Source organism: Mesorhizobium sp. A623 (genome assembly GCF_054489405.1).
Window position 1 is genome coordinate 1 of the sequence record NZ_JBTMXB010000049.1, and the last position, 21,399, is coordinate 21,399.

Genomic DNA, 21,399 nt, shown 5'->3' on the forward strand with positions numbered 1-21,399 from the left:
CGAACCTCTTCGGCGCCGGCGGCGAACCGCCCTCGTTGATGAGGCGTATATAGTCGCCACCTACACGAACTGTCAACCGTGAATCTTGCTCTTTCCATTTTTAAAATGACCGCTCCGCGTTTTTGGACTCGCGCGCTATGCCGAAAGCGCGGGCGAGCGCATCCGGCACTGAGTGCTTTAAGACCAGCCTTCCTGGGCGGCGGCGCACTCCGGCGCCCTGGATACAACGCGGCGCGGATCGGCATCCCGGCCAAGCAGGCCGGATATGGGCGCAAACGATTTGCGGTGATGACCCGTGCAACCGTGTCGATGCAGCGCTTCGAGATGATCGGCGGTCCCATAGCCGCTGTTGCGCTCCCACAGATAGGCCGGATGGCGGCTGGCCAGCATCCGCATGATGCGGTCGCGGCAGACCTTGGCAACAATCGAACTCGCCGCAATCTGGGGAATCACCGATTCGCCGCGAATGACCGATGTGCATTCGCCCATTACGCCAGGGGGGACATCCCTGCCGTCGACATAGGCTGGGGAATCGCCGGCCAAGGCCGTGATCGCGCGGCGCATGGCGTCGAGCGTGGCGTGACGAATACCGATGCGGTCTATCGTGGTGGCCGAGGAGGCCGCGAAAACGGTTCGGCTGCACTTGACTATCTGTGCCGCGAGGACTTCCCGGACGGATGCCTTGATTTTCTTGCTGTCGTCGAGCGACGCGAGGAGGTCGGGGCAGATCCTTGTGGGATCAAACCAGACAGCGGCGACAACAACCGGCCCGCAGAGCGCGCCGCGCCCGACCTCGTCGCAGCCGATCGCCACCGGGTAACCCCCTGCCCTATCGGAACTGAAAGGTCTTTCCATGCATTCATGTCCGCTTGATTCGCTGGAGAGTGTGCCTCTCTCCTGGTGCTGATCGCAAGCCTGCAGCGCATAGCCCCGGACGGCTTCGCATGGGCGCTGCAAATTGACGGCCAAAACGAAAAAAGCCGCCGGTTTCCCGAGCGGTTTTTTTTCTAAAGACGAACTGCCTTAGTTGAGCTTGGATTTCACTTCCTGAAGCGAGGCCTTGAAAAGGTCGGCTCCGGCCTTGGCGTCGGCATGGCCGGCAAGCAGCTTGCGGGCAGCCTCCACGGCAAGATCGACGGCACTGGAACGTACCTCGGCGATGGCATCGCGTTCAGCCTGGCCGATTTTCTGCTCGGCAAGCGCGGTACGGCGCGTCACATATTCTTCCGTGCGCTGATGCGCCTCGGCAGCCAGCATCTCAGCTTCGTTCTTGGCGGCCTCGACAATCGCGGCGGCCTCCTGCTCGGCTTCCTTGCGCTTCTTCTTGTACTCGGCCAGCAGCGCCTGCGCTTCTTCGCGAAGCGTGCGGGCTTCGTCCAGTTCGCTGCTGATCCTGTTCGCCCGCGTGTCCAGCGACTTCGAAATCATCGCCGGCACTTTGACGTAAAGGCAGATGCCGATAAAAATGAAAAGGGAGATCAGCGCCCAAAGCGTTGCGAGAGAGGTTGCGTCCATTACGTTTTCCTCAGCCTGCCACGGATTTCACGGCGGCCGCCACGGCCGACTTGTCGGCCTTGCCGACCAGCTGTTCGATGATGGCGCCGGCGGTGCTTTCCGCGATGGCGCCGACATCCTTCATGGCCGCCGACTTGATCGATGCGATACGGCTTTCGGCTTCGGCCAGCTTTGCTTCCAGGCCGGCTTCGACCTTCTTGCGGGCGGTTTCCGCCTCGGCCTTGGCATTGTCGCGCGCCTGCTGTCCGATGGCGTTGGAATTCGCCTTCGCCTCGGCCAGTTCCTGTTCGTAAGCGGCAACGGCGGCGTCCGCCTCGCTCTTCAGCTTGTTTGCCTGGTCGAGGTCCTGGGAAATACGCGCGCTGCGCGTATCGAAGATGCCGGCAAGGCGCGGCATCACGACCCTTTTCAGGAACAGGTAGAACAGGCCGAAGGTGATGACCAGCCAGAAGATCTGCGACGCGAACGTAGCCGGATCGAAAGGCGGGAAAGCAGCCTCATGTCCCGCACCCGACGGAACTTCCGTCCCGGCATGCACGGCGTCGCCCGCAGCGACTGGAGTTGCTTCTTGCCCAAAGGCTGGTGTCACGAACATAACGCGTCCCCGTCATACGGGCCGACCGCACCCTGGCGGTTCGGCCCTGCCATCAGCGATCGATCAGCCGAACAGCGCGAGCAGGGCGATGAGCAGCGAGAAGATGCCCATGGCTTCCGTCACGGCGAAACCGAAAATCAGGCGGCCGAACTGGCCGTCGGCAGCCGACGGATTGCGCAGCGCGCCCGCCAGGTAGCTACCGAAGATGTTGCCGAGGCCGATACCGGCTCCGCCCATGCCCAGGCACGCGATGCCGGCGCCGATGTACTTTGCTGCTTCAACTTCCATTTATCTAACTCCTTGTGGGTCTCAATAGTCTCTTGTCGTCGACGCAGCCTGGCTGCGACCGAACCTAGTGCCCCGGATGCACAGCGTCGCTGAGATACATGCAGGTCAGAATGGCGAACACATATGCCTGAAGCGCCGCCACCAGAATTTCCAACGCCGTGATGGCCACGGCCATGGCCAGCGGCAGCGCTGCACCGGCAATGCCGACCGCGCCCATGGCGCTCAACGACACGACAAAGCCGGCAAAGACCTTCAGCGTGATGTGACCGGCCAGCATGTTGGCGAAAAGACGCACTGAATGGCTGACCGGGCGCGAAAAGAACGAGATGACTTCAATGAAAACCACCAGCGGCATCAGCACCAGCGGCACGCCGCTCGGCACGAACAGCTTGAAGAAGCCGAAACCATGCTTGATGAGGCCGCAAACGATGACGACCCCGAACACCAGCATGGCGAGCGTGAAGGTGACGATGATCTGGCTGGTGACGGTGTAGAAATACGGGAACAGGCCGAACAGATTGGCGGCCAGTATGAACATGAAGATCGAGAACACGAAGGGGAAGAACTTCATGCCGTGCGTTCCGGCGGCGTCTTTCAACATCGAGCCGGTGAATTCGTACAGGAGTTCGGCAGAGGACTGCCAGCGCGACGGCACCAGACTGCTGCGCGCGGTGGAAAGATAGAAGAAGATGCCGGTCGCAATGACGACGACGACCATGAACAGCGACGCATTGGTAAAGGACAGATCATACCCCCCGATGTCGATCGGGATGATCTTGTTGATATGGAACTGGTGGATCGGGTCGACCTTGTCAGCTGCCACGTTCAATCCTCATACAAGCCGCGCACGGCTTTCTCAAATCTCTTCGCGCCACCAACGGGGCGCTTCATTCCTTGTCCGGGTCGCTACCCCGAACTTCATAGCCCGAACCGGCAATAAGGCCGGCCGAACGCAACACATTCAACACCCCGGCACAAAAGCCCAGAAGCAGGAACACGATCAGGCCCCATGGAGAGGTCCCCGCGAGGCGGTCGATCATCCAGCCTATACCGACGCCCACCGCTATCCCGCCAATGAATTCGCTGGATAGCTTGAGCGCCTGACCGTACCCGGCCAAACTACCCGTTTTCGCGTTATCTGTCCCCTTGAGCCCCTTTGGCAACCTTGTCGCAAGGGATGCTTCAAGCTGACGCCGGCGGCGCTCAAGTTCGTCGTCGCGGATGTCGCCTTTGCTCTCGTGTCCGGGGCCAGTCTTTCCGGTCTCGTCTGGCCTTTTTCCGTCGGCCATTCGCAACCTCCTGCCCGCCACAACGTCGCCGTCGGTCCGCATCCAAGTCGCGGGCAACATAGTTAGAGGGTTGCCAGCCGTCAAGCCACGCTACGGCATTCAAAAGCAAGTATTTTGCCTAGCAAGATCAATCGCTTAGCCAAGTGCGACATCGTGCCCGCCGTACGGCGCGGCGCTGGCGGCGCGAATCCGGGCTGGCCGTGCCGGGTCGAGCGGTCAGCTCCAGCCGCCGCCATAAGTGCGATAGAAGATATGCAGACCGATTTTCGTCATCTTCTTCATCGCCCGCGCCCAGCTCGGGCTGACATAGCTGGCGTAGTAGTGGGTGGAGGAACCAACCTCCGGAATGAATATCTTGCCGGCGGTAACCGCCATGGCGACATCCTTGGCGATCTTGTAGTGCGAGGGGCTTTCTATGCGGTCCTTGCGCCCGTCGCAGGCGAAGGAAAACTGGCAGGCATTGCGCCAGTCCTGATTCTGATAGACGACGCCGCAAATGCTGGCCGGATAAGCGGGATTGCGGACGCGGTTAAGAACCACCTGGGCTACGGCAGCCTGGCCGCGCAGCGATTCGCTGCGTGCCTCGAAATAGATCGCATTGGCGAGGCATGTCTGTTCCGGCTTGGAAAAGACGGAAGCCGGCAACGGGCTGCGCATCCACGAATGGTCGCCCTTGCCCACCGGCGGAATGAAGCGCCCTTCATTGGGCTTTTCATCCTGCAGCAGCGCCTCGAAGGGAGACGCCTTGGCATAGTCCGGCTCGGCCGGCGCATAGGCGGTCGCCAGCACATCGGCTTGCTTGTTGGTGACCAGGGCTGCCAGCATCGAGGGAACGCCGGGCGCTGCGCTCCTGTCCTCTGTGGGATGGAAGGCCGCCGCGATCTGTATTTCCTTGCCCTTGATCTCGGGCTTGGCGAAGGTCAGTTTGAGGCCGCTGTTCAGCGTTGGGCGAAGCAGCGAACTGGTGCGCTGGAAAATCGACCCCGCGCTGAAATTCTTTGGCGGCGAGACCCGCGTGACCCCTACGATACGGCCTTTTTTGTCTGCCCGGACAATGCGGTCCTCGTCGGGGATGGCGCCCGCGGCATCGCCCTTGCCACGAAATGCAACAGCGCCAATGCCGGGCAAATCCACCCCGGCTCCGGAGATCGAACCGGTCACGTCCGAATCGATGAAGGGCAGTTCGGCCGCGTGCACGGAACCGGCAACGGATTTCTCGACATAGGCATTCCAGCGGGTCGGCGCTTCCAGCCCCGAAACCAGGCTGGTCATGTCCTGATAGGCGGCAACCGTCGGAAAGCCGATCCAGATGCCAAGCCCGACGATGACGGGAGACAGGAAGGAACGCTTCTTCCCGGCGGCGGCGGCAATAATCAACCGCTTCGAAACCCCTCGATGCACGCAAACTCTCCAGAACACTACCAACCCCAGACAGGATTCACAGTGCTGCATTAACCTTGATGGAGGGTTAACGGAGTGGGCATGGAGGGGCGGTGGCGAGCCTGTTGCAGAGCGCAATTGCGGCCGCGCCGGCCCGGAGCCTGCCCAGCCTATGCGGGCAGACTTCGGGTCAAAAAATCAATAGTCGATGACGCCTTCCAGCGCGTAGTGTTTGACGGTCTTGCGGTTGGCGATCAGTTCGTCGACCGTGGGCTTTCCGGTCATGGCGCGCGAAATGGCGAGCTTCGTCGCCTCGTAATTGGTCCGGTAGAGGTCTTTCTTGTCGAGGTTTTCGTCCTCGGCGCAGCGCGGGTCGAGCCAGACCGTGATGATCATGCACAGTTCCTCGGCCTGCTCGCGCGGCAGGATGTCCTCGGCAAGGCAATCGACGATGGCGTCGCCCATGGCCGCCTGCACAACGCCGCCGAGCAATTCGGCATATGCCATGCTCTTGATCGTGACCTTGGTGGTCATGATCGTGGCCGGCTTTACGGCCTGGTTGAGATCGCGCACCACGAACATGCGCGTGTGGCCCTTCACCTGCCCCATCATCCCGGCGAAGGCATGACCGACCGGGCCGCGCACCGAGCCGATGACGACTTCCGGCATGGCGTCCGTGACCTGGCCTTCCGCTGCCAGAACGGTTGCTTCACCGGTACGAAACCAAATGTCAGTCATGTCCACTCCTGTTCGATGAAATCACGCGTGAGCGCAAAACGCGGGCGTCAGCGCTTCTTGGCCCTGCCGGCAAACGGGTTGTCGGAGGTGCGCAGCGCCATGCGGATCGGCACGCCCGGCAGGTCGAACGCCTCGCGCAGATTGTTGGTCAGATAGCGCACATAGGACTGCGGCATCGCATCGGGACGCGAGCAGGAAACGACGAAGCCCGGAGGGCGCGTCTTGGCTTGCGTGATATATTTTACCTTCAGCCGCCGCCCGGCAACGGCGGGAGGCGGATGATGCGCCAGGATCGATTCCAGCCAGCGGTTGAGCTTGCCGGTCGAGACGCGGCTGTTCCAAACCCGGTGCGTCTTGATGACGGCTTCCATGAGTTTGTCGAGCCCGCGGCCCGTCTCGGCCGAAACCGGCACCGCCTGGATGCCGCGCGCCTGCGGCAACAAGCGCTCGGTCTTCTCACGGAGTTCGGCCAGCGCTTCCTGGGGATTGTCGATCATGTCCCATTTGTTGAACGCAATGACCGGCGCGCGGCCCTCGCGGATGATGAGATCGGCGATCTGCAAATCCTGCTTTTCGAAAGGGATCGTCGCATCGAGGACGATGACGACGATCTCGGCGAAGCGGACGGCATGCAGGCCGTCCTGCACCGACATTTTCTCCAGCTTTTCCTGGATGCGCGCCTTACGGCGCATGCCGGCGGTGTCGAACAGCTTCAACTGACGGCCGTGCCAGTCCCAATCGACGGAAATGGAATCGCGCGTGATGCCCGCTTCCGGGCCGGTGAGCAGGCGCTCCTCGCCGATCAGCGCGTTGATCATCGTCGACTTGCCGGCATTTGGCCGACCAACGACGGCAATGCGCATCGGCTTGGTTTCGTCGTAGGCGTGAGCGTCCTCGGCGTCGGGATCGGTGATGTCCTCGCCGATCAGCATCTCGCTGGCAGCGATTTCCTCGTCCTCTTCCTCTTCTTCGCCAAAGGCCACCGCCTTGCCCAGCGCCTCGACCACGGCGTCGCGCAGATCCGGCAGGCCCTGCCCGTGCTCGGCCGAAACCGGGATCGGTTCGCCAAGGCCAAGTTCCCAAGCCTCCAGCATGCCGCCCTGTGCGCCGCGCGCCTCAGCCTTGTTGGCGACCAGCACCACCGGCTTGCCGGATTTGCGCACGATTTCGGCGAATGTCCTGTCGTCCGGCAACAGGCCCGCCTTGGCGTCGACCATGAAGAAGATCAGGTCGGCCTCGTGGATGGCGATCTCGGTCTGGGCGCGCATGCGGCCCTGAAGCGTGGAGGCGGCGGCATCTTCGAAACCGGCCGTGTCGACCACATCGAAATGCAGGTCGTACAGCTTGGCGGCATGGACGCGGCGGTCGCGCGTCACGCCCGGCGTGTCGTCGACCAGCGCCAGCTTCCTGCCGGCAAGGCGGTTGAACAGCGTCGATTTACCGACGTTGGGCCGTCCGATGATCGCGACCTTGAAGCCCATCTAGGATGTACTGCCTGAACCGCGGATCAGCCCGGCCATCATGGTGGCGCGCTGGCGTATGTTGCGCGGTGCTGCTTCGTCGGCGGCGATCTGGTCGAACAGTTTTAGCGCATCCGCATTCTTGCCTTCCTTCCAAGCCGCGAGACCGAGCGCTTCGCGGGCGCTATGGCGCAAGGGGTTGGTGTCAGCCGTGAGCGCCTCGACGCGGCCCGACACATCGGCGAAAGAGCCGTGATCGACCAACAGCAGCGCGGCCCGCAGCTTTGCCATGTCACGCAGGACGGCAGGAATGGAAGCGTCGGCGGCAACGGCGTCGAAATCCTTGACGGCGGCGTCGACATCGCCCTTTTCGGCCTTGACGGTGGCCGCGCGCATGCGCGCCAGCAGCGGATAGGCGCCGTAGCCGTCCTTTTCCAACTGCGCGAAAGCGGCGAGCGCTTCGTCGTTCTTGCCGCTATCGGCCAGGACCAGCGCCTGCGAATACGCATCGCCCGAACGGTTGGCGCGAAGTTCGTCCCAATAGCGATAGCCGACATAGGCGGCCGTCCCGACAATGATGAGCACGACGGCGGCGATCAAAGCCGGGCCGTAGCGGTCCCACAGCGCCTTGGCCTGATCCTTGCGAATCTCGTCGTTTACTTCCCGAATAAAGCTGTCGTCCGACATGAAAGAACCGTTCGTACCCGGCTGGCGCAGGCCTTTTGAAACCGTAACCGGGCTGCAAAAGATGTCGCGCTGATTCAAAAGGTGCCGGCTTGCCTTGCCGTCCTCATGGACGCGCGGCGTTCCGGGCGGCTGATTAAGCCTCGCGTTTTAGCGATATTTCCGCGGCATGGAAGGGGTAGCGCCTGAAATTCGGCGCAAACCGGCTTTTTGCCGCTGGCCCAGTGGTAGAATGCGACCGTACCCCTGCCACATTTCGTGCCTAACCGACTGCCTCCTTCCATAAGCAGACCGATTATTCATGCCCAACCTGTTTCGCGTCCCTGTGTTGTTTCGCGCCGCTATATTCTCGTGTGCGTCGCTTGCCGCGCTGAATGGCGCACGCGCGGACCCGCCTTCGGCGTTCAAGCCGGCGGCCCCCAAACAGGTCGTCATCATCTCCTTCGATAGCGCCCGCGAAATCTCCCAATGGGAGCGCAGCCGCGCCTTGGCGAAGCGCACTGGTGCACATTTCACCTATTTCCTCTCCTGCGTTTATCTTCTGTCGAAGGACACGCGCAAGGAATACGCTGCGCCGCACAGATCCGCCGGCAAGTCCAATATCGGCTTTGCCCCGTCGAAACAGGATGTCACGGAGCGCCTGCAGCAAATTCGGCTCGCCGCCTCGGAGGGCCACGACATCGGCAGCCATGCCTGCGGCCATTTCGACGGCAAGGACTGGAGCAAGGCCGACTGGCTGAACGAATTCGCCTCAGCCCGGCGCGTGTTCGAAAACGCCTACACGATCAACGGCATCTCGCCCGAACCAGAAGACTGGCGCGGATTCGCCAAAAAAGCGGTTGTCGGTTTCCGCGCGCCCTATCTCTCGACCGGCAAGGGGCTTTACCAGGCGCTGCCGGAAGCGGGGTTTCTCTATGACGCGAGCGGCGTGTCGCGCGGCCCTGTCCTGCCGACTACCAGCAACAAGATCACCCGGTTCTCGCTGCCGCTCGTGCCGGAAGGGCCGAAGAGCCGGCCGGTAATCGCCATGGACTACAATCTCTATGCGCGCCATTCCGGGGCGAAGGAGCAGGTGGCGGACGCAAAGCAGTTCGAGGACCGTGCCTATCAGGCTTTCCATGCTGCCTTCGAAACGCAGTATTCGGGAAAGCGCATTCCGCTGGAACTGGGCTTCCACTTCACCCTGATGAATGGCGGAGCCTATTGGGACGCGCTGGAACGCTTCGCCGGCGAGGTTTGCGTCAAAGCCGATGTCGAGTGCATCAGTTTTCGCGACTATCTTTCGCGCAAGCGTGGCCCGGCAGAAACCCAGATGGGCGGCTGACTGCCGCGTTTCCCGTTACCGGGCCCCCTCCTCCACCCGGCCGCCTTCGATGAATTCGCGATCGATATGCGGCAGCGGTTCGCCTTCCAGCGTCGCCTCGAAGGCGTGCAGGCGTTTGTAGATGGACAAAAGCTCGACGATGGTCGGCCAGGCATTGACCAGATACTGAAACGACGACGACACCTGGCTGAAAGCCGTGGAAATCTGTTGCCAGATGCCCATGGTGATCGCGCCGGCAGCGATGGTGGGAATGAGGATCACGCTGGAGAAGATGGCGTCCGCCTGCTGGAAGCCCGAGCGAAACACGTTGAAATAGGCGTAGTGGAAATAGAGCGTGAAATAGTTGCGCCGCACATGAGAGAACAGTTCGCGCACCGTCGGCGGCTGCGCACGCGCCTCGTCGTCCTCGCCGTAAACGAGTTCCTTGCGATAGGCGGCCTCGACGCGCTGGTTCTTGAATTCCAGCCCCGGCAATTTGATGCCGGCCACCATCAGAAGCGCCGTTCCGAAGATCGACCAGCCAACCGCGGCGATAACCAGCGAATAGGGAATGTGCCCGACGAGCGGCAATGCGGTCACATGGGTGGAAAGCTGCGCCAGAAGCGGCAGGAAGGCGATCAGGGTCATGACCGAATCGACCATCGCCACGCCGAGGCCTTCCATCGTCGTTGAAAAGCGCATCGTGTCTTCCTGGACACGCTGCGAGGCGCCCTCGATGTGGCGCAACCGCTCCCAATGGGCCATGTAATAGTCGTTCATCGCGGTGCGCCACCGGAAGATGTAGTGGCTGACGAAGAAGCGGGTGATGACGAACAGGCCCATGCCGCACATGCCGATCCAGGCATAAATCCAGAACATGGAATAAAGCTCGCCGGGGCTGACTGAGCCGGCCTTGGTGATCGCCCGCTGGAACATGTCGAAGAACGGGCCGCGCCAATTGTTCAACGCCACGTAAATCTGCACACCGAGATAGGTTGAAAAAAGGATCAGCGCCGAGCCGAGGATCGACCAGTTCTGCCAGGGATGATTGGCGTAGAGTCGCCAGAACAGGTAGAATAGGCCGACCATGACGCCGAAATAGATGTAGAACCAGATGAACGGCCCGGTCCAGAAAACCGGGATGCCCAGTACCGGAGCCGCACCCGCCGCCGCCGGCGGCAGGCCGATCACCGCGCCAAGCTGTTCGCCGCCGAAAAACCAGAACAGGATGCCGGCAAGGCTCCACAAAACGGCCGAAGAGAAGAAAAGCTTCGGCTGCGGAAAGAAAGATACGAACACGGCGGCGATTTCCTCGATCGGCCGCGCAAATGAGCGGCATTGCTGTTGGCCGCGCATAAAGTCACAGTTTTCGTGGCAAAGAAATGGTCCGCTTGCGTTCGGCGCATTACGATTTGTTCAGGTTGCGGACGAAGGTTTTCTTAATTGCGGATGTTTGCGGGACAGCGCCCCTCTCTGTCCTGCCGGACATCTCCCCCGCAAGGGGGGAGATCATGCCGGCCGCCAGTTTGCCGCCCGTCCGGCGACGTTGAAAAATTCGTGATGACGCCGAAGCGCATGATCTCCCCACTCGCGGGGGAGATGCCCGGCAGGGCAGAGGTGGCAACGTCAAGCGCAACCCGCCAAGGGTAGAGGGACAACGCAACTCAAGCGGGCTTGCGAGCCGACCAGACAAGGGCTGCGGACGCCACAAGGACAACGGCCGCAACGATCGACGGAACGAAGAAACTGCCGGACCATTGCGCCAGGATGCCGGCGACAATCGGGCCGAGTATCTGGCCGACCCCGAAGGATGCCGTCATCAGCGCAAACAGCCGGCGCGGCGAACGCGGTGCAATCTGCCGCCCGGCCTGCAGGCCGAGCGCGGTCGCTGCCATGAAGGTAAGCCCGAGCAGGAAACCGCCAAGCAGCGGCCCGGCATTGCCGCCAAGCGACACGCTGGCCGCGACGCCGACCGCCTCGGCGAGGCAGGCGACGGCATAGGCAGCGTAAAGGCTGGTTCGCGATGCGACCCAGTTCCACAACCAGATCGACGGCGCGCCGGTAAGGCCCGTTACCAGCCAGACCATCGTTTCGAAAACACGCCCGCCGCCATGCTGGCGCACGATGGTGATGAGGAACGTGGCGGTGACCACATAGCCGAAGCCAAACAGCCCGTAGGCCAGGATGATCTTCATCAGCGAACGGTTTTTCGGCAAGGCCGGTTCGCGCTGGGCCGCACCGTTGCCGTTGCCGGCCGGCCCCTCGTCGACCAGCCAGGCAACAGCGAGAAAGCCGCAGGCGGCAATCGCAGCCGACCAGAACCATCCTGCCGTCCAGCCCGCATGGTCAAGGACGAGCAACGCCATCAACCCCGCCGATGCCGCAATGCCGAGGCCGACGCCGCCGAAGTGCATGGCCTGCAGATCGTCGCGGTTGCCCGCGGCCAGATGGCTGAAAACGATGCTGGTCAGGAACACCATGACGAAGGCGCTGGCCACGCCGGCGAGAAAGCGGATGGCCAAAAACAACCCCATCGCTTCGGTCGTGCCCATCAATCCGGTAAGAACGACGGTCGCGCCGAGGCCGCAAAGCACGGCCAGGCGTTCCCTGCCATGCGCCCAGCCGCCGGCAGCCAGCAGCGCGCCGACGAGGTAACCGAGATAATTCGCCGAGGCGATGAGGCCGGCGTCGGATGCCGACAGGCCAAGCTCTTCCATCATGCCCGGAAGAATGGGCGTATAGACGAAGCGGCCGATGCCCATGGCAACCGCCATGCCGACCATGCCGGCAGCGGCAAATCTGAGTTGGGTGCTGACCGCAGTCTTCATTGCAGTGCACAATAGAAGCATCGCGCTGCGAGACAATTCGTTTTCGTTGGGCCAATGGCTGACGAGCGCGATAGGCGCGATGACGCTGGAAAGGTTTGCGGCAGCGATCTATGTAAGGTGTACACCTTCAGGACAGGCAGGCCCATGACTTCTCACCCGCGCGATTTTTCTGCATCGATAGACCCGGTAAAGCTCGACAGGCTGGCCGAAGTGGCGATCAAGGTGGGGCTGCAATTACAACCGGGGCAGGATCTGGTGCTGACCTCGTCCATCGCCGCGCTGCCTTTGACCCGAAAGATCGTCGAACACGCCTACAAGGCGGGCGCGGGGCTGGTGACGCCGATCTTCAACGACGACGAGATCACGCTGGCCCGTTTCCGCTACGGTGCCGATGCCGGCTTCGACCATGCTGCGGGCTGGCTCTATGAGGGCATGGCCAAGGCATTCTCCAACAATGCGGCGCGGCTTGCCGTGCGCGGCGACGACCCGTCGCTGCTTTCGAGCCAGGACCCGGCAAAAGTGTCGCGCGCCAGCAAGGCCAATTCGATGGCCTATCAGCCGGCGCTCGAAAAGATCACCGGCTTCGACATCAACTGGAACATCATCGCCTATCCGGAGCTTGCCTGGGCCAGGCAGGTGTTTCCAGACGAAACCGATGATGTAGCGGTGGCAAAGCTCGCCGATGCAATCTTCGCAGCCTCGCGCGTCGACGTGGAGGACCCGATCGGTGCATGGAAGGCGCACAACGCGGCGCTGAAAACCCGCACCGAATGGCTGAACGGCCATAATTTCCACGCGCTTCATTTTACCGGGCCAGGCACCGATCTGACGGTCGGGCTGGCCGACGGCCATGAATGGATGGGGGGCGCCTCCACCGCCAAGAACGGTATCACCTGCAACCCGAACATCCCGACCGAGGAAGTGTTCACCACCCCGCATGCAAGGCGCATCGAAGGCCATGTCTCCTCGACCAAGCCGCTGTCCTACCAGGGCACGCTGATCGACGACATTTCGGTGCGGTTCGAAGGTGGCCGCATCGTCGAGGCCAAGGCGTCCAAGGGCGAGGACGTGCTGAAGAAAGTGCTGGATACCGATGCCGGCGCGCGCAGCCTCGGCGAAGTGGCGCTGGTGCCGCATTCCTCGCCGATCTCCAAGAGCGGCATTCTGTTCTACAACACGTTGTTCGACGAGAACGCTTCCTGCCATATCGCGCTCGGCCAGTGCTATTCGAAGTGCTTTGTCGACGGCGCTTCGCTGACGCCGGACGAAATAGCGGCGCGCGGCGGCAACAAGAGCTTCATCCACATCGACTGGATGATCGGCTCCGACGAGATCGACATCGACGGCGTCCACACGGACGGCCGCACAGTGCCGGTCATGCGCAAGGGCGAATGGGCCTGAAAGCGCGCGATGACAAAGCATGACGTCGCCATCAAACGTGTTTACGAGCCGCCGACAGAGACTGACGGGCAGCGGGTGCTGGTGGATCGACTTTGGCCGCGAGGCGTTTCCAAGGAACACGCCGAACTGACGCTGTGGCTGAAGGAGATCGCACCCACGACTGGGTTGCGAAAATGGTTCGACCACGACCCCGCCAAATGGGCCGAATTCCAGAAGCGCTTTCGTGCCGAACTGGATGACAATGCCGAAGCCGTGAAAGAATTGCGCGGCCTCGTCGCCAAGGGCAAGGTGACGCTGCTCTACAGCGCGCATGATGCGGTGCACAACAATGCGGTGGTGCTGGCCGAGTATTTGCAGGAAGCCAGGTAGAGCCTACTTGCCGAACGCGTCTTCATAGACGGCCAGCCGGAAGCCGACCAGAATGCGGTCGCCGAGATCGAGAACCGGCCGTTTGATCATGGTCGGGTGAGCGAGCATCAGCGCCTTGGCCTTGTCCGCATCGAGGTTCTGCTTGTCGCTGTCGGGCAGCGCGCGAAAAGTAGTGCTTGCCTTGTTCAACAGCACTTCCCAGCCGAGTTTGCCGATCCATTGCTGCAACCGCTCCGGTTCCAATCCCTGCACGCGATAATCATGGAAGACATAGGCGACGGCGTGGCCTTCGAGCCAGACGCGCGCTTTCTTGATCGTGTCGCAATTGGGGATGCCATAGAGCGTGATGGACAATGATCTGATCCTCGATGTTTCCCCTACGTAGCCCGCTTTCTGGGGCGCGGCTATTGCCCTTGGCCACCCTGCCCTAGATAATCGCGAGTGGAAGCGATTGACGCGAACCATGAGCGCCATCGCGAGGTGGCTGACCACTATCAAGGCAAAGGAGACTGATTTGGGAATCTTCGACAAGATCAAGGGCGCAATTTTCGGCAGGGCGGAAGCCGCGGAAGCTGCACCCGCCGAGACCCCGGCAGCGGGCACCGCAGCGACCCCGACCAGCCAGCCAGCCGCACCGGCGACCCCGACGGCAAGCGCGCCCGCGCAGAGCGTGGACGTGGCCGCCATTCTGGAAAAGGCGGTTGCCGGCAAAAAGCAGAAGCTGAACTGGCGTACCTCCATCGTCGACCTGATGAAGGCGCTCGACATGGAAAGCAGCCTTGCCGAGCGCAAGGAACTCGCGGCCGAACTGGGCTACACCGGCTCGACCAGCGATTCCGCCGCCATGAACACCTGGCTGCACAAGGCGCTTTTGAAAAAGCTGGCCGAAAACGGCGGCAAGGTGCCGGCCGACCTGCTCGACTGATAATTCCTGGGTTCAAATGACAAAAGCGGGGCGATCCGGCCCCGCTTTTGTTGCGTGTCGGAGCCGTCGCTACTCCGCGTCCGGCGCCACAACGCCCTTGCGGAACGCAAAACAGCCGTAGAAGCGGCGCTCTCCCGTCTGGATGACGCAATAGGCCCGCTTGGCCCGCTCGTAAAAGGCGAAGCGCTCGACGGGCATCAGTGGCAGGGATTTCCCTTCCACGCGGTCAACCACCTGCTGCACTTCCTGCTGCACCAGAGGAACCTCGTCCGGCTTTGCCGACGATTTCCATGCGCCCCGCCGCGTCGTCGACGAAGGTATCGATCGGATAGAGCGACAATATCGCGGCGGCGGCTTGCGCTGCCGTGACATTGTCGATCCGCAGAAGCTTGCCCAGCGTGGTCTGGCGCGCGATGGAATCGGCGGGGAAGTTCGTGTCAGCTATGATGAGGTCGTCACCGTGCCCCATTGCCGCCAGCGCCTGCAGCACATCCGCGTTCAGTAGCGGGCTGATACCCTTCAACATTTTCCGTCCCCTATGACCTGCAACGATTTGGCGCGAAAACTTATGCGCCGTAGCCGACGATACCCTTGACCTCGAGAAAATCGTGGATCGCCCAGTCCGCATATTCGCGGCCGTTGCCGGACTGCTTGTAGCCGCCGAACGGGGCGAACGTGTCCCAATCCGGGTAGTTGAGGTTGATCTGTCCGGCTCTCAAACGAGCGGCCACCGCGCGGGCGTGCTCGATGTTTTTCGACTGCACATAGGCGGCGAGGCCATAGACGGTGTCGTTGGCGATCTTCACCGCATCGTCGTCGTCCTCGTAGGAAATGACGGACAGAACCGGCCCAAAAATTTCTTCCTTCTCGACCGTCATGCCCGGCTTGACGTGGCCGAACACGGTCGGGCGGACATAATAGCCGCGATTGAGATGTTCCGGGCGCCCCAGGCCGCCCGTCACCAGCGTAGCACCCTCGGCAATGCCGACCTCGATCATGCCTTGAATCTTGTCGTACTGCATCTGGCTGACCACAGGCCCAAGCTGGGTGTCTTCCGAACGCGGGTCGCCGACGGTATGCGCCTCGGCGGCCTTCTTGGCGATTTCCAGCGCTTCGTCGTGACGCGCCGCCGGCACCAGCATGCGCGTCGGCGCATCGCAGGACTGGCCGCTATTGCCGAAGCAGCCTTCGACGCCCTTGCGCACCGCCTGCTCGAAATCGGCGTCGGCGAGGATGATGTTGGCCGACTTGCCGCCCAGTTCCTGCGCCACGCGCTTGACCGTGTCGGCCGCCGTCTTGGCGACGATGATGCCCGCGCGGGTCGATCCGGTGAAGGACACCATGTCGACGTCCGGGTGGCCCGCCATGATCTGGCCGACATCCGGCCCGTTGCCGTTGATCATGTTGTAGACGCCCTTCGGCGTGCCGGCGGCTTCCATGATCTCGGAAAAGACGATGCCGCTGATCGGCGCGATCTCGGACGGCTTCAAGACGACCGTGCAGCCGGCGGCGATGGCGGGCGCTACCTTGCAGACGATCTGGTTGAGCGGCCAGTTCCATGGCGTGATCAGCGCGCACACGCCGATCGGCTCCTTGACCACCATGGTTTCACCGCGCAATTCGCTGAATTCATAATTCTCCAGCGCTTTGATCGTCGATTCCATATGGGCGCGGCCGGCCCAGGCCTGCGCATCGCGCGCCCAGGAGATCGGCGCGCCCATTTCCTGGCTGACCGCCTGCGCGATATCTTCAAAGCGCTCGTTGTAGATTTCCAGGATGCGGTTGAGCAGTTTCAGGCGCTCCGCGCGCGTTGTCTGCGAGAACGACGGGAACGCCGCCTTGGCGGCCGCGACCGCCTTGTCGACATCGGCCTTCGAGCCGAGCGAAATCTTCGTGTAGGCCTCTTCGGTCGACGGATCGATCACGTCGAGCATAGAGGGGACTACAGGCGCAACCCACTTGCCGTCGATGAAGAAGTTGAGATGGTTGCTCATGGGTGACGCTCCGTTTTCTGGAAAGCTGATCTTGGGGCCTTCTTGCCGCAAATGCGGCTCCGGTTCAATGCCACGGGAGGTGCAGGGCTGGCCCCTGAAGGACTAGATGCTGGGCCAGATTAGTGCCGCAGAATCTTGCTCAGAAACGCCTGGCTGCGTTCCGTCTTCGGGTTCGAGAAGAAATCTTCCGGCGTGCCGCTTTCGACGATAGAGCCCTGATCCATGAACACCACGCGTTGGGCGACCTTGCGCGCGAAGCCCATTTCGTGGGTAACGACCATCATGGTCATGCCTTCTTCGGCAACCGCGATCATCACGTCCAGCACTTCGCTGATCATCTCCGGATCGAGCGCCGAGGTCGGCTCGTCGAACAGCATGATCTTCGGGCGCATGCCAAGGCAGCGCGCAATCGCCACGCGCTGCTGCTGGCCGCCCGACAGTTGCGAGGGATAGGCGTTGAACTTGTCGCCAAGGCCTACCTTGGCAAGCAGTTCGCGGCCATCCTTTTCGGCCTGCGCACGCGGGATTTTGCGCACATGGATGGGCGCCAGCGTCACGTTTTCCAAGGCGGTCTTGTGCGGATAAAGGTTGAAGGACTGGAAGACGAAGCCGATCTCCGAGCGAAGCAGCGTCATGTTGGTGGCCGGGTCGCCGACGCGCTGCCCATCGACCACGAGATCGCCCTTCTGGACCTGTTCAAGGCCGTTGATGCAACGGATCAGCGTCGACTTGCCGGAACCGCTGGGGCCACAGACGACGACGACCTCGCGCGGCTGGACGCCGAGATTGATGTCGTTAAGGACATGCAGCGGTCCGAACCACTTGTTGACGCCGCTAAACTCGATCACGCCCGACCGCCTTCCTGAAAGGAGTTCATAATTGCACCTCGCCATGCGCAGCACTCATGCGGCGCTCCAGCCGCCGCGCCAGCAGGATGAGCGGATAGCATACGACGAAATAACCGACGCCGACGAGGAAGAAGACCAGCAGCCCGTTCGGCACGCGCTGCACGACGAGCCAGCCGACACGGGTAAGATCGGTCAGCCCGATGGCCGAGACGACCGACGAATCCTTGATGAGCAGCACATATTGCCCGACCAGCGGCGGCATCACCACGCGCATCGCCTGCGGCAGAACCACCTGCCGCAGGCGCTGCCATTTGGACAGGCCCGAAGCGAGTGCTGCCTCGACCTGCCCCTTCGGCACGGATTCGATGCCGGCGACGACGATCTCGCAGATGAAGCAGGCATTGAGGTTGGTCAGCGCGATGATGCCGGCGCTGAAGGCGTCAAGCTCGATGCCCAGTTCCGGCAGGATGAAGAAGATGATGAATATCTGGACGAGGAACGGCGTGCCGCGGATCAAGTCCACCCATGCGCCGATGACGGCGCTGAGCACGCGGCTGCCGGCGGTGCGCAAAATGCCCAGGCCGAAGCCCGCCAGCGTTCCGAACACCAGCGCGATCGCCGACAAAAGGACCGTCATGCCAAGGCCGCGCATCGCCAGGGGATAGCTGCCGACGAGGCTTTCAAGCTGCTGCCAGATCATGCGCGGCCTCCTGCCTGCCGCAAGCCGAGCCAACGCCCGGACAGCGCAGCCAATCCTTTGAGACAATAATAAAGCAGCAGGTAGAAGGCGGCGACGGTGATGAAACCTTCCGCCGGCATGAAGCGGTCGGAGGCGAGCAACTGCCCGGCCCGCGTCAGCTCGGCCACCGAAATCAGCGACAGCAGCGCCGAGTCCTTGACCATGACGATGGCCTGCCCGAGCAGCGGCGGGATAGTGACCTTGAAGGCTTGCGGCAGGATGACGAGCCGCATGCGCTGAAGATAGCTCATGCCCGAAGCGACGCCGGCTTCCACCTGGCCGCGCGGGATCGACAGGACGCCGGCGCGGATGATTTCGGCGACATAGGCGCCGCTGTTGAGCGACAAAGCGAGCACGCCGACGACGAATTCAGGCAGGATGATGCCAAGGCGCGGCAAGCCGAAATAGAGGAAATAAAGCTGCACCAAAAGCGGTGTTGCGCGCACGACATCGATATAGGCCTTGGCCGGAGCGCGCAGCGCGCGCGATCGCTGCAGGTTCATCGCGCAAAGCAGGATGCCGACCAGAAGCGCGCCGGCAAAGGAAATGACCGACAGCCAGACCGTCGTGACGAGGCCCTGCCCGAACAGGGGCAGATATTCGCCAATCGTGCGGAAGCTGAAGTTTTCTAGCATCTACGCAGGGCTAACCCGGGTCGTTGTGACAAAGCCTGCCTTCCGGCAGGCAAGGCAAAGAGCGGTCCCGCGCCGATCCGAAAATCGACGCGGAACTGCCCGGTGCATTGGCTTAGTGGTCCTTCTTCCAGTCTTCGGAATTGACCCAGTAGTTGAGGTTCTGCTCCAGGCGTCCGTCGATAGTGACCTGATCGAGGAACAGGTTCATCCAGATCAGCAGGTCCGGCTCGTCATAGCGCGTGGCGAAGGCAAGCGGTTCCTTCGACAACAGGTCCGGCGCGATGGTGAAGGTGCCGGCCGGGTAAGCGGTCGACTGGCCCTTGACCGCCGAGACGTCGTTCACGCCGCAATCGGCCTGGCCGTTGTTGACGGCGTCAAGCAGCAGCGGGCCGCCGCCCTTGTAGCTCTTGATGTCGGCTTCCGGAAAAGCCTTTTTTGCTTCCTTTTCTCCGGTCGCGCCGAGCAGAACGGCGATCTTGGTGCCGGGTGCCTTGCAATCCTCGGCGCTCTTGAACTTGCTGTCGGTCTTCGTGAACACCGTGCTGCCGGTGTGCATATAGGGGTTGGTGAAGGCGACCTTCATGGCGCGTGCCAGCGTCGGCGTCATGTCGGCCACCAGCAGATCGGCCTTGCCCGAAAGCAGTGCCGGAATCAGGCCATCCCAGTCGAAATCCAGGAACGTGATCTTGACGCCCATTTCCTTCGCCATCAATTCGGCAAGCTCCACGGAACTGCCGCTGCGCTCGCCCTTGGAATCGACCAGCGAAAAGGGCGGTCCCTGCGTCTGCACGGCAACGCGCAATTCGCCGCGCTTGACGATGTCGTCCAGCGCGCCGGCGCTTGCCGCGCTGGTAAGGCCAAGCACGGCCAGCGCCGTGACGAACAGATTGGAAATCTTCATTTTCGTCTCCTCCACTTTATTGTTTGCCCTTGATGGGCTTTTGCCGAACGCCATCGTGGCGGCTGCGCCGCTCGAGACGGTTTCTTGTCGATGATTGCGCCTCGTTCCTCCCGGGCGCACCCCGATAAATGTTCTATGTAACGCTTGCCCGGAAAACGAGCCTGCAGGAACAGCAGCTCCTTCGCGTCAACGTATCCCCTCGTACGCCTTTACGCCATGACGCATCCGACCATTGATGCCGGTGCGCGGCAAGCCCCTTTTTGTATCCGTCGGTGCAAAGCGCTCAGGCAAATGCCTGGATCAGGAAGCCATCTCATCCCGTCTTACAGGCGCTCGCGAAAATGCCCTGACGCGCCTTGGCGACGAGGGCATCGCCCCGTTCAAAAGAACAGGGAACGAACCGTACTGTCGAGAAACCGCTGCAGGAAGAAGATGACCAGAAGCACGATGATGGGCGAGATGTCGATGCCGCCAAGGTCGGGCAGAAAGCGGCGGATCGGCCGGTATACCGGTTCGGTAAGCCGATAGAGGACCGTCCCGATATTGCTCACGAACTGGTTTCGCGAATTGACCACATTGAAGGCGAAGAGCCAGGAAAAGATGGCCGACGCAATGATGATCCACCAGTAAAGGCTGAGCGCGTAGATTAGGGTGTCGATAAGCGCGTTCATGCAAGGCTCCGTTGACTGCGCGACATGTAGCCATTGCAGGCGAAGCCGGCAAGACCCGCGCGACCGGACGCCTACCGATGCGTGCGCCGATTGGAGCACCCCGGATGCTCGCGTTTCTGGAGCATGCGTGCGCAGGACGCGTTCTTGAACCATTATATTGCGGGCAGGCTCCGTCCTTCCGCGCCCGGTGCGCCGCTGCCGGCGGCCCATGCTTAAATCTTGGCGGCATCGCCAGCACCTGCTTGACAGGCCGCCGCCGCCGCCCATAAATGCGCCCATCCGCTGGACGGGGCTGTAGCTCAGCTGGGAGAGCGCGTCGTTCGCAATGACGAGGTCAGGAGTTCGATCCTCCTCAGCTCCACCAGCGGATCAATTAAGGCATATTTCCCAATCAATTCAAGTAGATGCCAAATGGCTCTTTTGAGTTTTGCCCACGCCTTTTGCCCACATTTGACCTTAAGCCGCTAGATGATCCCTCGGCGCGTTGTCTTCCACGAACCACTTCAGCGCCTTCCAAGGTTCACCCTTGAATTGCCGCTTGGTGTCGGTCGCGTAGTAATCGCCGTGGGTTCTCGCACGTACTGGATGACGCGCCGGCTCACGCTGACCGGAATTAGCCTCCTCGCCGGTCTTTGATCCTCTCACCGGATTGTGCCAATGTCGCGTTTGGGGGCGAAATGATCGGAACTTTTAACTTCGGCTTTCTTGGTGCGCATGACACGCGTCTTGTGGCGCTGGGCGGACTTGCGGAACGGTACTTCTGGCCGGCCCCCCTCAGGTGATCCGGGTTTAATGTTAGTGCATGACGGGTCGTGGCGCTACGGCCGGGGTGGCCG

General features: G+C 61.9%; 23 protein-coding genes, 1 tRNA gene and 1 pseudogene. 5 read left to right on the forward strand and 20 right to left on the reverse strand.

Annotation, left to right across the window (positions count from 1 at the left end):
• Positions 1 to 177 precede the first annotated feature (177 nt).
• The 10 genes from ACX3P1_RS25450 to ACX3P1_RS25495 all read right to left on the reverse strand — a co-directional run bounded on the left by ACX3P1_RS25450 (position 178) and on the right by ACX3P1_RS25495 (position 7,952).
• Entirely contained in the window at positions 178 to 855 is a 678-nt protein-coding gene (locus ACX3P1_RS25450) for a ribonuclease HII (RefSeq protein ID WP_459082358.1), read from the reverse strand.
• 168 nt (positions 856 to 1,023) lie between these two features.
• Positions 1,024 to 1,515 (reverse strand): F0F1 ATP synthase subunit B, encoded by a 492-nt coding sequence (locus ACX3P1_RS25455; RefSeq protein WP_459082359.1) that lies wholly within the window; start codon positions 1,513 to 1,515, stop codon positions 1,024 to 1,026.
• 10 nt (positions 1,516 to 1,525) lie between these two features.
• Entirely contained in the window at positions 1,526 to 2,110 is a 585-nt protein-coding gene (locus tag ACX3P1_RS25460) for a F0F1 ATP synthase subunit B (protein ID WP_459082360.1), read from the reverse strand.
• Positions 2,111 to 2,173: 63 nt separating this feature from the next.
• Positions 2,174 to 2,398: a F0F1 ATP synthase subunit C gene (locus tag ACX3P1_RS25465; protein ID WP_459082361.1), complete on the reverse strand. Its 225-nt coding sequence runs from the start codon at positions 2,396 to 2,398 to the stop codon at positions 2,174 to 2,176.
• A 64-nt stretch (positions 2,399 to 2,462) separates the two neighbouring features.
• Positions 2,463 to 3,221 (reverse strand): F0F1 ATP synthase subunit A, encoded by a 759-nt coding sequence (locus ACX3P1_RS25470; protein ID WP_459082362.1) that lies wholly within the window; start codon positions 3,219 to 3,221, stop codon positions 2,463 to 2,465.
• A gap of 64 nt (positions 3,222 to 3,285) precedes the next feature.
• Positions 3,286 to 3,687: an AtpZ/AtpI family protein gene (locus tag ACX3P1_RS25475; protein WP_459082363.1), complete on the reverse strand. Its 402-nt coding sequence runs from the start codon at positions 3,685 to 3,687 to the stop codon at positions 3,286 to 3,288.
• 216 nt (positions 3,688 to 3,903) lie between these two features.
• Complete coding sequence (locus tag ACX3P1_RS25480) at positions 3,904 to 5,088, reverse strand: cell wall hydrolase (RefSeq protein WP_459082364.1); 1,185 nt, start codon at positions 5,086 to 5,088, stop codon at positions 3,904 to 3,906.
• 177 nt (positions 5,089 to 5,265) lie between these two features.
• Positions 5,266 to 5,805: a formaldehyde-activating enzyme gene (gene fae, locus ACX3P1_RS25485; RefSeq protein WP_459082365.1), complete on the reverse strand. Its 540-nt coding sequence runs from the start codon at positions 5,803 to 5,805 to the stop codon at positions 5,266 to 5,268.
• 47 nt (positions 5,806 to 5,852) lie between these two features.
• On the reverse strand, positions 5,853 to 7,286 hold the full coding sequence (gene der, locus ACX3P1_RS25490) for a ribosome biogenesis GTPase Der (protein WP_459082366.1): 1,434 nt from the start codon (positions 7,284 to 7,286) through the stop codon (positions 5,853 to 5,855).
• Entirely contained in the window at positions 7,287 to 7,952 is a 666-nt protein-coding gene (locus ACX3P1_RS25495) for a tetratricopeptide repeat protein (RefSeq protein WP_459082367.1), read from the reverse strand.
• A gap of 298 nt (positions 7,953 to 8,250) precedes the next feature.
• Between ACX3P1_RS25495 and ACX3P1_RS25500 the strand changes: the two genes are divergently transcribed.
• Positions 8,251 to 9,273: a polysaccharide deacetylase family protein gene (locus ACX3P1_RS25500; RefSeq protein WP_459082368.1), complete on the forward strand. Its 1,023-nt coding sequence runs from the start codon at positions 8,251 to 8,253 to the stop codon at positions 9,271 to 9,273.
• 15 nt (positions 9,274 to 9,288) lie between these two features.
• Here ACX3P1_RS25500 and sbmA read toward each other — a convergent pair whose 3' ends face one another.
• Together sbmA and ACX3P1_RS25510 are read right to left on the reverse strand one after the other, a co-directional pair.
• Entirely contained in the window at positions 9,289 to 10,551 is a 1,263-nt protein-coding gene (gene sbmA / locus ACX3P1_RS25505; RefSeq protein ID WP_459082369.1) for a peptide antibiotic transporter SbmA, read from the reverse strand.
• A gap of 365 nt (positions 10,552 to 10,916) precedes the next feature.
• A complete protein-coding gene (locus ACX3P1_RS25510) occupies positions 10,917 to 12,080 on the reverse strand; it encodes a YbfB/YjiJ family MFS transporter (RefSeq protein ID WP_459082370.1) in 1,164 nt (387 codons plus the stop codon).
• Between the two features lie 144 nt (positions 12,081 to 12,224).
• On the opposite strand from ACX3P1_RS25510, the gene ACX3P1_RS25515 reads away from it, so the two are divergent.
• Together ACX3P1_RS25515 and ACX3P1_RS25520 are read left to right on the forward strand one after the other, a co-directional pair.
• Positions 12,225 to 13,481: an aminopeptidase gene (locus ACX3P1_RS25515; RefSeq protein WP_459082371.1), complete on the forward strand. Its 1,257-nt coding sequence runs from the start codon at positions 12,225 to 12,227 to the stop codon at positions 13,479 to 13,481.
• Between the two features lie 9 nt (positions 13,482 to 13,490).
• Entirely contained in the window at positions 13,491 to 13,850 is a 360-nt protein-coding gene (locus tag ACX3P1_RS25520) for a DUF488 domain-containing protein (protein WP_459082372.1), read from the forward strand.
• Between the two features lie 3 nt (positions 13,851 to 13,853).
• On the opposite strand, the gene ACX3P1_RS25525 is transcribed toward ACX3P1_RS25520, so the two are convergent.
• Entirely contained in the window at positions 13,854 to 14,204 is a 351-nt protein-coding gene (locus ACX3P1_RS25525) for an ArsC family reductase (protein ID WP_459082373.1), read from the reverse strand.
• A gap of 160 nt (positions 14,205 to 14,364) precedes the next feature.
• On the opposite strand from ACX3P1_RS25525, the gene ACX3P1_RS25530 reads away from it, so the two are divergent.
• Positions 14,365 to 14,775, forward strand: a complete 411-nt coding sequence (locus ACX3P1_RS25530) for a DUF3597 domain-containing protein (protein ID WP_459082374.1) — start codon at positions 14,365 to 14,367, stop codon at positions 14,773 to 14,775.
• A 69-nt stretch (positions 14,776 to 14,844) separates the two neighbouring features.
• Here ACX3P1_RS25530 and ACX3P1_RS25535 read toward each other — a convergent pair.
• From ACX3P1_RS25535 to ACX3P1_RS25565, 7 genes and pseudogenes are all read right to left on the reverse strand, one after another.
• Positions 14,845 to 15,301, reverse strand: a pseudogene (locus ACX3P1_RS25535) (RbsD/FucU family protein).
• A gap of 40 nt (positions 15,302 to 15,341) precedes the next feature.
• Positions 15,342 to 16,769 carry an aldehyde dehydrogenase family protein gene (locus tag ACX3P1_RS25540; protein ID WP_459082375.1) on the reverse strand — a complete coding sequence of 476 codons (1,428 nt, stop codon included), beginning with the start codon at positions 16,767 to 16,769 and terminating at the stop codon, positions 15,342 to 15,344.
• 119 nt (positions 16,770 to 16,888) lie between these two features.
• Positions 16,889 to 17,662 (reverse strand): amino acid ABC transporter ATP-binding protein, encoded by a 774-nt coding sequence (locus tag ACX3P1_RS25545; RefSeq protein ID WP_459082376.1) that lies wholly within the window; start codon positions 17,660 to 17,662, stop codon positions 16,889 to 16,891.
• Complete coding sequence (locus ACX3P1_RS25550) at positions 17,643 to 18,317, reverse strand: amino acid ABC transporter permease (RefSeq protein WP_459082377.1); 675 nt, start codon at positions 18,315 to 18,317, stop codon at positions 17,643 to 17,645. The genes ACX3P1_RS25545 and ACX3P1_RS25550 overlap by 20 nt, the downstream gene beginning before the upstream one ends.
• On the reverse strand, positions 18,314 to 18,991 hold the full coding sequence (locus tag ACX3P1_RS25555) for an amino acid ABC transporter permease (protein WP_459082378.1): 678 nt from the start codon (positions 18,989 to 18,991) through the stop codon (positions 18,314 to 18,316). Before ACX3P1_RS25555 ends, ACX3P1_RS25550 begins: the two co-directional genes overlap by 4 nt.
• Before the next feature lie 112 nt (positions 18,992 to 19,103).
• A complete protein-coding gene (locus ACX3P1_RS25560; protein ID WP_459082379.1) occupies positions 19,104 to 19,892 on the reverse strand; it encodes an ABC transporter substrate-binding protein in 789 nt (262 codons plus the stop codon).
• Positions 19,893 to 20,272: 380 nt separating this feature from the next.
• Positions 20,273 to 20,563, reverse strand: coding sequence for a YggT family protein (locus ACX3P1_RS25565; protein ID WP_459082380.1), 291 nt, complete (start codon positions 20,561 to 20,563; stop codon positions 20,273 to 20,275).
• Between the two features lie 288 nt (positions 20,564 to 20,851).
• Between ACX3P1_RS25565 and ACX3P1_RS25570 the strand changes: the two genes are divergently transcribed.
• Positions 20,852 to 20,927: transfer RNA gene (locus tag ACX3P1_RS25570), tRNA-Ala, on the forward strand.
• The last annotated feature ends 472 nt before the right edge of the window (positions 20,928 to 21,399 follow it).